At 67.5% G+C, this 8,039-nt stretch carries 8 protein-coding genes and 3 tRNA genes; 6 read left to right on the top strand and 5 right to left on the bottom strand.

What is annotated here, in order from left to right:
* Positions 1-106 precede the first annotated feature (106 nt).
* Positions 107-179, bottom strand: a tRNA-Arg gene (locus QOD90_RS20485).
* A gap of 37 nt (positions 180-216) precedes the next feature.
* Positions 217-308, bottom strand: a tRNA-Ser gene (locus QOD90_RS20490).
* Between the two features lie 118 nt (positions 309-426).
* Between QOD90_RS20490 and QOD90_RS20495 the strand changes: the two genes are divergently transcribed.
* From QOD90_RS20495 to QOD90_RS20510, 4 genes are read left to right on the top strand one after another with little or no spacing between them, the layout of a single operon-like run.
* Entirely contained in the window at positions 427-1,509 is a 1,083-nt protein-coding gene (locus tag QOD90_RS20495; protein WP_526352665.1) for a pyridoxal phosphate-dependent aminotransferase, read from the top strand.
* Positions 1,506-1,991, top strand: a complete 486-nt coding sequence (locus QOD90_RS20500) for a GXWXG domain-containing protein (protein ID WP_526352666.1) — start codon at positions 1,506-1,508, stop codon at positions 1,989-1,991. The genes QOD90_RS20495 and QOD90_RS20500 overlap by 4 nt, the downstream gene beginning before the upstream one ends.
* 17 nt (positions 1,992-2,008) lie before the next feature.
* Positions 2,009-2,413, top strand: coding sequence for a hypothetical protein (locus QOD90_RS20505; protein ID WP_526352667.1), 405 nt, complete (start codon positions 2,009-2,011; stop codon positions 2,411-2,413).
* An 18-nt stretch (positions 2,414-2,431) separates the two neighbouring features.
* Positions 2,432-3,256, top strand: coding sequence for a crotonase/enoyl-CoA hydratase family protein (locus QOD90_RS20510; RefSeq protein WP_526352668.1), 825 nt, complete (start codon positions 2,432-2,434; stop codon positions 3,254-3,256).
* 70 nt (positions 3,257-3,326) lie between these two features.
* Here QOD90_RS20510 and QOD90_RS20515 read toward each other — a convergent pair.
* Both QOD90_RS20515 and QOD90_RS20520 read right to left on the bottom strand, forming a co-directional pair.
* Positions 3,327-3,413, bottom strand: a tRNA-Ser gene (locus QOD90_RS20515).
* Positions 3,414-3,432: 19 nt separating this feature from the next.
* Positions 3,433-3,945, bottom strand: a complete 513-nt coding sequence (locus QOD90_RS20520; RefSeq protein WP_526352669.1) for a MarR family winged helix-turn-helix transcriptional regulator — start codon at positions 3,943-3,945, stop codon at positions 3,433-3,435.
* A 45-nt stretch (positions 3,946-3,990) separates the two neighbouring features.
* Between QOD90_RS20520 and QOD90_RS20525 the strand changes: the two genes are divergently transcribed.
* Positions 3,991-4,974, top strand: coding sequence for an NAD(P)H-quinone oxidoreductase (locus tag QOD90_RS20525; protein ID WP_526352670.1), 984 nt, complete (start codon positions 3,991-3,993; stop codon positions 4,972-4,974).
* A gap of 3 nt (positions 4,975-4,977) precedes the next feature.
* On the opposite strand, the gene QOD90_RS20530 is transcribed toward QOD90_RS20525, so the two are convergent.
* Positions 4,978-6,174 carry a cysteine desulfurase-like protein gene (locus QOD90_RS20530; protein WP_526352671.1) on the bottom strand — a complete coding sequence of 399 codons (1,197 nt, stop codon included), beginning with the start codon at positions 6,172-6,174 and terminating at the stop codon, positions 4,978-4,980.
* A gap of 110 nt (positions 6,175-6,284) precedes the next feature.
* On the opposite strand from QOD90_RS20530, the gene QOD90_RS20535 reads away from it, so the two are divergent.
* Positions 6,285-8,039 (top strand): DUF6541 family protein (locus QOD90_RS20535; protein ID WP_526352672.1); only part of this gene is annotated, 1,755 nt, incomplete at its 3' end.

The raw sequence follows: 8,039 nt of genomic DNA on the forward strand, positions 1-8,039 counted from the left end.
CAGATTTCCCGACGAGAGTTCATGGGCTCGCGGCGACCGATCGGTGACGTGCATAGCCAGCTCGAACCCGCCGCGGACGGGATCGATCCACCAGTAGGAAACAGAGTGCGCCCGAAGGGATTCGAACCCCCAACCTTCTGATCCGTAGTCAGATGCTCTATCCGTTGAGCTACGGGCGCGTGCTATTCAGTTGTACGGCTGAAGCGAATTCAGCCGTGGCGGAGGCGAGAGGATTTGAACCTCCGGTCCGCTTTAAGACGGACAACTCATTAGCAGTGAGTCCCATTCGGCCGCTCTGGCACGCCTCCTGACCGATCCCGAGGGTACCGGACACGAAACCAATCCCCAGAACCGCCGAGGGAGAAGCGTACACAGCCAGGTGAGTGGAAGGCAAAGCAGCTTCGAGCCCACCCCTAGACTGATCGCGTGACCGCCCGATTGCGCCCCGAGCTGGCCGATCTGCCTGCCTATACGCCCGGTAGGACGGTGCCAGGCGCCATCAAGATCGCCAGCAATGAAACCGTCGACGGTCCACTGCCCAGCGTGCGGGCGGCGATCGCGGCGGCGACCGACTCGATCAACCGCTATCCCGACAACGGGTACGTCGAACTCAAGGAACGCCTCGCCAAGCATCTGGACGGTGGCGCCTTCACGCCAGAGCACATCTCGGTGGGCAGCGGCTCCGTCAGCCTCTGCCAGCAGCTCATCCAGATCACCGCAACCGTCGGCGACGAGGTGATGTTCGGCTGGCGCAGCTTCGAGATCTACCCGCTGCAGGTTCGCACGGCGGGCGCCACGCCCCAGCAGGTGGCGCTGACCGACTACACCTTCGACCTGGACGCCATGCTCGCCGCGATCACCGATCGCACCCGGCTGATCTTCATCTGCAATCCGAACAATCCGACGTCGACCGTCGTCGATCCGGATGCGCTGGCGCGCTTCGTCGCCGCGGTGCCGAGCGACATCCTCATCGCGCTCGACGAGGCGTACGTCGAGTACATTCGCGACGGCATGCTGCCCGACAGCTTCGGCTTGGTTCGCGCACACCGCAATGTCGTTGTGCTGCGGACGTTCTCGAAGGCATACGGACTTGCCGGGCTGCGGATCGGCTATGCGGTCGGCGATCCCGACGTCATCACCGCGCTCGGCAAGGTCTACGTGCCCTTCACCGCGACGAGCGTCTCGCAGGCCGCCGCGATCGCCTCCATCGACGCCTCGGACGAACTGCTGGCGCGCACCGACGCCGTGGTCGCCGAGCGCGCCAGGGTCACCGCGACGCTGCGCGACGCCGGGTTCACGGTGCCGCCGTCACAGGCGAACTTCGTCTGGCTGCCGCTGGCCGAACGCACCAACGAGTTCGTCAACAGTGCCGCGGACAACCGGTTACTGGTGCGGCCGTACGGTCAGGACGGTGTGCGCGTCACCGTCGCCGCGACGCACGAGAACGACGCCTTCCTCGAGTTCGCCACCCGCTGGATTTCCAGCACGATCAAGGACGAGACACGATGACAGCCATTACGAGTACGGCACGAAAGACGTTCGCCGCGTTGACCGACCGCACCGACCAGATTCCCGACGCCGAACTCGATGCGTTTTGGGACACCCTGCAGCCCGCGACCATCGACTTCATGATCGGCGAGTGGAAGGGCGGCGAGTTCGACACCGGCCACCGCGCCAACGGGTTCATGAAGCGCCTCAACTGGTTCGGCAAGACGTTCAAGTCCGCCTCCGACGCGCAACCGCTGGTGTGCTTGGACGCCGACGGCAACAAGTTCTCCAACACCGAGGCGATGAAGGGCGAAGCGACCCTGTGGCTCGAGGAGTTCCGCGGTGAGGTGACCGCGTCCATGGTCTACGACGGTGCTCCGGTGCACGACCACTTCAAGCGGGTCGACGACAACACGGTCGTGGGCATCATGAACGGCAAGGGCTCGCTGGACGACAGCTCCGGCGCGCCGCGCCATCTGTACTTCTATCTGGAGCGGGTCTAACCCCTATCGTTGCTCCGATGAGGACGCGGGTTCTGGTCGTCGCGGCGACATTCGTCGTCGCGGGCGCAATTGCGGGCTGCGACCGCACCACACCGGGAACGGTCGCGATGACCACCGAGGCGGGCCAGTCCACGCGGATCTCCACCTCGTCGCGGCCAACCACGTCCGCACCACGAACCTCGACGCCCCGGACGTCGTCGAATGCTCCGCCGCCGGGTGACGCCCTCGCCGTCACGTGCGAGGAGTACGTCGACCTCGACGAGGCCGACCAGACCGCCGTCATCGAGGAGATCCTGAAGGACGAGACCTCGGTGCTCAGCCCGGGTGACGCCGAGATCGCGAAGACCCTCGCCGACGCGGTGTGTACGTTCCTGCCCGACAGCACGGTAAGCGAGATCCTGCTCGGCGAGACCCCGCCCTAGACCCGTAGCCTTCCTGGCATGGGCGATGCATACGAATCCCTCACCGTCGACGTCGATGCTCACGTCGCTCGCGTCACGCTGGTGGGCCCCGGTAAGGGCAACGCGATGGGTCCGGCGTTCTGGGCCGAGCTTCCATTGGCGTTCGCCTCCCTTGACGCCGACCCCGACGTGCGCGCCATCGTGCTCACCGGGTCGGGCAAGAACTTCAGCTACGGCCTCGACCTCGCGTCGATGGGCGGCACCCCGGCCCCGGTCCTTGCCGAGGGTGGCCTCGCTAAGCCGCGCACCGAGTTCCACACGGAACTGAAGGCCATGCAGGGCACGATCACCGCCGTCGCGGACTGCCGCACACCCGTGATCGCGTCCGTGCACGGCTGGTGCATCGGCGGCGGCGTCGACCTCATCTCGGCCGTCGACATCCGCTATGCCAGTGCCGACGCGAAGTTCTCGGTCCGCGAGGTCAAGCTCGCAATGGTTGCCGACGTGGGCAGCCTGGCCCGGCTGCCGCTGATCCTCAACGATGGCCACCTGCGCGAGCTGGCTCTGACGGGCAAGGACATCGACGCAGCCAGGGCCGAGAAGATCGGCTTGGTCAACGACGTGTACCCCGACGCCGAAGCCTCGCTGGCCGCCGCCCACGAGACCGCAAGGGAGATCGCCGCCAACCCTCCGCTGGTGGTGCGTGGCATCAAGGACGTGCTCGACGAGCAGCGCACCGCGCAGGTGTCCGCGAGCCTGCGCTACGTGGCGGCATGGAACTCGGCATTCCTGGCCTCGAAGGACCTGACCGAGGGCATCACCGCGATGTTCGCGAAGCGGCCACCGGACTTCAAGGGCGAGTAACCCGTCGAGTGTGCCGTGGTGGCGCCAATCGGCCAGAAATCCCGCCATGGACGCACTCTCGACGAAGGAGCGGTGGCGGAGGGATTTGAACCCCCGGTCGGTGTTAGCCGACTCTCGCTTTCAAGGCGAGTGCATTAGGCCGCTCTGCCACGCCACCGCCGACAACTCTAAGCGAGCTAGACCCGTCCCACCCTCGCGGGCGTCACCTCGGCCTTGAGGGCGACGCCGATGCGCCTGCAGTTCTCGCCCATCCCCGCCGTCTGCGGCCGCGAGAGGCGGCTCAGGAAGTGCGCGCGGACGCCGTCTCCGTAGGTCGACATCGCCACCCGCAACGCGTCCCTGCCCTCGTCGGTGATCGTCGCGAGCACCCCTCGGCCGTCCTCCGGACTCGAGCACCTTCGGACCAGGCGCTGCGTCTCGAGCCGATGGATCTGACGAGTTACCCTGCTGGGCAACGACATCAGCTCATCGGCGAGATCTCCCATCCGAGCCGAACCGCTCACCGAATTGTCCAACACGTCGAGCAGTCGGACGTCGTTGAGAGTGAGGCCGTGAACGTCCACCAACTCCCGGTTCAAAGTGGCATGAAGCCGCAGCGCTGCGTCGAGAAAGTGCTGCCAAGCGCGTTGTTCGGCGATGTCGAGCCCCGGCATCGAGCTCGCGGTCCGCCCCCCAATGGTCCCCTCCATTGCGACATAGTAGGACTGCAGCCGCCTGGTAGTAGCGTTATGGACATGCACGCGATCGTCGCCGAATCCGGCACTGACCTGGCCTGGCGGGACGTTCCGGACGTCACCGCAGGCGACGGCGAAGTCGTCATCGACGTCGTCGCCGCAGGCGTCAACCGTGCGGACCTATTACAGGCCGCGGGCCACTACGCACCGCCTCCCGGCGCCAGCTCGACCATCGGCCTCGAAGTGTCGGGGCGGGTGTCGGAGCTCGGTCCCGGCGTCACCGCGTGGTCGGTCGGCGACCCCGTGTGCGCGTTGCTCTCCGGCGGCGGCTACGCCGAGCGCGTCGCGGTGCCCGCGGGTCAGGTGATGCCCATCCCCGACGGCGTCGGTCTGCACGAGGCCGCCGCACTGCCCGAGGTCGCGTGCACGGTGTGGTCGAACCTGGGCATGACTGCGCATCTCTCGACCGGGCAGACGGTGCTCTTCCACGGCGGCGCAAGCGGAATCGGCACCCACGGCATCCAGGTGGCCCACGCGCTTGCGTGCCGCGTCGCCGTGACCGCAGGCTCCGCCGAGAAGCTGACGGTGTGCCGCACGCTCGGCGCCGACATCACCATCAACTACCGCGACGAGGACTTCGTCGAGCGGATCATGGCGGAGACCGACGGTGTGGGGGCCGACGTCATCCTCGACCTGATGGGCGCCTCCTACCTCGATCGCAACATCGACGCACTGGCCCAGGACGGCCGGCTCGTCGTCATCGGCTTCCAGGGCGGCCTCAAGGCCGAGCTCAACTTCGGCAAGCTGATGGCGAAGCGCGCGGGTGTCATCTCGACGGCGCTGCGGTCGCGGCCCGTCGACGGGCCGTCGGGCAAGAGCGCGATCGTCGAGTCGGTGGTGGCCAACGTCTGGCCGATGATCGCCGACGGCCGGGTGCGGCCCATCATCGGCGCCGAGCTCCCCGTCGAAGAGGCAGCGGAGGCGCACCGACTGCTCTCATCCGGCGACGTGCACGGGAAAGTGCTTCTGCGCGTAGGAGATTGACGGTTAACCGAGGGAAGCCAGCGCGCGAACCAACTGGTCCACCTCGGCCATCGTCGTGTAGTGCGCCAGCCCGACCGTGACGGCGCCACCGATGTCGTTGACCCCGATCACGTCGAGCACCCTGGACGTCGTGTTCAGGGAAGCCAGTACCCCGTTGGCGGCGAGCCGCTGCACCACCCGCTCGGCGGGCACCCCGTGCAGGGCGAAGCTCAACACCGGGATGCGCTGCTCCGGCTGACCGATGACCATCACCAGCGGCAGCGAGCGCAGCGACATCAGCAGGTAGTCGAACAGCCGGGCCATGTATGTGGCGGCCGATTGCATTGAGACGGAGAGTCTTTCGCGGCGGGTGCCGGAAGCGGACTCGTCGAGGTTGGCCAGGTACTCGACGCTGGCCACCACACCGGCGAGCATGCCGAACTGGTGCGTGCCGATCTCCAAGCGCTCGGCCCCGGTGGCCAACGGGTCGAGCGACACCAAGCCGAACGAGTCGATCGTCGACGGGTCGCGGAACACCAGCGCGCCGATCGGGGGGCCGCCCCACGCCTGGGCGTTGACCGCAAGGATGTCGACCTCGAGTTCACCGATGTCGACCAACCGGTACGGCGCCGCGGCCGAGTGGTCGACGACCACCGTGCCGCCGTTCTCGTGCAGCAGCTTGGCGACGGGACGTAGATCGGTGACGGCGCCCAGGGCCGACGATGCCGAGGTGATGGCGACCAACTTCGTCGGCTTGTCGATCAGCGATTCCCACTGATAGGCGGGCAACTCTCCGGTCTCGATGTCGACCTCGGCCCACTTGACCTTGGCGCCATAGCGATTCGCCGCCCGTAGCCACGGTGCGATGTTGGCCTCGTCGTCGAGCCGGGTAACGACCAGTTCGTGCCCCAGCCCGACGCGCGACGACGAGGCGTCGGCCAGGGAGGTCAGCAGGATCGCGCGGTCGGCACCGAGGACGACGCCACGGGGGTCGGCGCCGACGAGGTCGGCGATGGCCTGCCGGGCGGCGTGCAGCACCGCGGCGCTGCGCGTAGCGGCCGGATGCGGGCCCTGCCCCGTGGTCATCGATCCGCGGAAGGCCGTCGACACGGTGGTCGCCACCGAGTCGGGCAGCAGCATGCCGTTCTGCGCGTCGAAGTGCACCCAGCCGTCGCCCAGAGACGGGTGCAAACCACGCACCCGGGCGACGTCGTATGCCATAACTGCCACCTTCGAGCCCTGTAAGTACCGCGAACCGTACTGATTTCGATGGTGCCCGCCGTGCGCACGCCCCGACGGACCCAGGTCACCTGCGTGGTCATACTAGTGCAGTGAGCTTGGCGTCCGGAGTGCTAGTCGCCCTGTTGTTGCTGGTCATCCCCGGAGCAATCATTGCGCGGGCCGCGCAGCTAACCTGGCCGACCGCTGTCGCAGTGGGCCCGGCGCTGACCTACGGGGTCGTCGCCCTGGCGATTCTCCCCATGGGTGCGGTCGGCATCCCCTGGAATCTGTGGACCGCCCTGCTCGCGCTGCTGATCGTGGTGGCCGTCGTCGTGGGTTTGCAGGCAGCGCTGGCACGGCGGCGAGATCGCACCGCCGACGGCGATCCGATGACGACCGGCCCGGCGCTCGTCGTCGCGGTGGGCGTCGTCCTCGGTGCGACGTTGATCACATTCGCAGCAATTCGTGGGATGCCCCACTGGCAATCCATTCCGAGCACCTGGGATTCGGTCTGGCACGCCAACACCATCAGATTCATCCTCGAGACCGGCCAGGCGTCGCCGACCCACATGGGCGAGCTGCGCAACGTGGAAACGCGGGACGCGCTCTACTACCCGTCCACCTTCCACGCCCTTGCCGTCATCCAGTGCCAGCTGACCGGGGCCGCCGCCACGACCGCGTACACGTTGAACTCGTTGGCCGTCGCGGTCTGGCTGTTCCCGGCCAGCGCGGCGGCGCTCGCCTGGCACCTGCTCCGCGGCCGCGACGTGGGCCAGTGGCAGGCGGCCACATCGGCGGCGGCCGCGGCAGCGCTGTCGGCGTCGTTCACCGCGGTCCCCTACGTCGAGTTCGACACCGCCTCCATGCCCAACCTCGCGGCCTACGGGCTGGCCGTGCCGACCATGCTGTTGATCGTCTCGTCGCTGAGGCATCGCGACCGCATCCCGCTTGCCGTCCTCGCCCTGCTCGGCGTCTTCTCCGTGCACATCACCGGCGGTGTGGTGACCGCCGTCTTCGTCGTGGCGTGGTGGTTGTGCGACGGATTGTGGCGACCGGTCCGCGGCAGGCTCGCCGACTTCGTCAGCCTGGTGGCCGTCGCCGCGCCGACGCTGGTGCTGCTGCTCCCGCAGTTCGTCGGCGTGCTTCAGCAGGCGGAGATCATCGTCGGGCATGCCTTCGTCACGCACGAAGGCAAGAAGAAGGCGCTCTTCGACGCCGTCGTGCAACACACCCGCCACCTCAACGACTATCCGATCCAGAACGCCCTCATCGCGCTCGCAGCCATCGGATTCGTAATCCTCGTGGTTCGGCGGATCTGGTGGCCCGTCGCCGTCTGGCTGCTGCTGGTGTTCTCGATCATCCATTCGTCGGCGCCGTTCGGCGGTCCGCTCGGCACGCTCACCGGTACGTTCAGCGACCTCTTCTACAGCGACCCGCGGCGCCTCTCCGCCGTGGTGACCATGCTGCTGGCCCCGATGGCGGGCATTGCGTTGGTCACCATGACGACGGCCGCGCTGGCGGGCTTGCGACGGCTGACACCGCGACTCAGCCCACGCGTGGGCTACGCGCTCACGGCGGTCGTCCTCGTCGCGGTGCCGGTCGGGATGGCCTGGCACTACTTCCCTCGACACGAAAAGCTGATCGGCGAGAAGTACGACCGGGTCATGATCGACGACGGCGACCTCGACGCGTTCGCCTACCTTGCGACCCTGCCGGGAGCCCGCGAGACCCTGATCGGCGACGCCAACACCGACGGCACGGCGTGGATGTACGCCGTCGCCGGCCTTCATCCGTTGTGGACGCACTACGACTTCCCCCAGCAGCAGGGCCCGGGCTATCACCGCTTCATCTTCTGGGCCTACGCC

It is taken from the genome of Mycobacterium sp. (genome assembly GCF_032161845.1).
Taxonomy (GTDB): domain Bacteria; phylum Actinomycetota; class Actinomycetes; order Mycobacteriales; family Mycobacteriaceae; genus Mycobacterium.